1 protein-coding gene and 1 pseudogene are annotated in these 1306 nt (G+C 56.4%); one reads left to right on the plus strand and one right to left on the minus strand.

Features of this window, described 5'->3' with window-relative positions; all coding sequences use genetic code 11:
• Positions 1 to 255, plus strand: a pseudogene (locus B4F73_RS16615) (hypothetical protein); the annotation flags it as partial.
• Between the two features lie 54 nt (positions 256 to 309).
• Here the strand turns inward: B4F73_RS16615 and B4F73_RS16620 are convergent.
• Positions 310 to 1306 (minus strand): VWA domain-containing protein (locus B4F73_RS16620; protein WP_290483830.1); only part of this gene is annotated, 997 nt, incomplete at its 5' end.

A 1306-nucleotide genomic window follows, 5' to 3' on the forward strand; every position in this document is an offset into this window, starting at 1 on the left:
CGCCAGGCAGGTAACCGCGCAGGTCGCAGCTGGCTGCAGTTCATGGACTCTGAAGAAGCCACCGCTGATGCGCTGGTCTGTTTTGAAGTCCAGTCGGCTTATCTCAATGTCGAGAACGAAGCGAAGATTTGTAAGCGTCTCGCGGTTCTCGGTGAAGAGAATGTCCCGGAAAACTGCAAGACGGTGCCCGAGCGCCTTACGGCAGCTCAGGAAAAGTTCAACAACACACCGGAGTGCCGCGCACAGCGTTCTTAGGTGTTCGTTTGAGCCCAACGAAGAACCCCAGCCATCGCGCTGGGGTTTTTTGATTCAGGAATACGCGCTCAGTACGTCATCTACGGCGCGCTCAAGATCCTTGAGGGTGGCGACATGGCTCATGGTCGAGCAGTAGGGCCTGTAGCGCGGAATTTCACTATCCCCTGTGCCCCACGCAGCCAGCGGCTCTGGATTTAGCCAGATGGTGCGCTTGGCGCGCGAGGCGAAGCCTCGGAACAGATCTGTTCGTGGATCGTCATAGTTCGAACGGCCGTCGCCAAGAACGATGATGGTTGTTCGCCGATCGACCAGCGCTTCGTGATCTTTCTTCAAATCAGACCAGGCCTGGCCATAGTCAGTGGACCCCATGCCGGCCACACGGATGATAATATCCATCGCGTGCTCAAAGGGATTGTCTTCCAGAATATCGTCCACCTCGACCAGCTTGTTGGAAAAGGCAAAGGCATGCATGTCCGGAACGACGTCCTTCATGGACCATAACAACAACAGCAAAAAGCGAACATAGCGGGCCACGGAACCGGAAACGTCGCAAATCACGACGATCTTGGGCCGCTCCCGCTTCTTCTGGCGCCACACAACGTTGAATGGCACGCCATCAACGCCAGCATTTGCGCGCATGGTGCGGCGTATGTCGAGCTGGCCACGATTTTTCTTTCTCCGCCGGCGTGAGTGTTTCACAGCAAGCCGCTTGGCGATCCGTGCGACAAGCACTTTCATTCTCGCCATGTCGCTCAACTCAATAGCCGACAGCTTCTTGTTTTCCGCAAATTCATTGCGGAACTGTTCAGTCTCGCCCTTGCCGAAAATATCATAGCTTCGTTGGACCCGCTCGCGCGCCCGCTTGGTCAGTTCGCGTCGCATCTCGATCAGGCGTTCAGCTTCAGCTTCGCCTTCCTCGCTGCGCTCATCGAACGCCTGCATCATGCGTTCCTGCAGTTTCTCTCCCCCCATCTGCTTGAGCATTTGTTGGGCGTAGTAGGCGATCTGCGTTGAAAATCGGATATCGTCCGCATCGACTGCCTCGGCGGCG

Source organism: Hyphomonas sp. UBA3601 (assembly GCF_002375605.1).
Classification (GTDB): domain Bacteria; phylum Pseudomonadota; class Alphaproteobacteria; order Caulobacterales; family Hyphomonadaceae; genus Hyphomonas.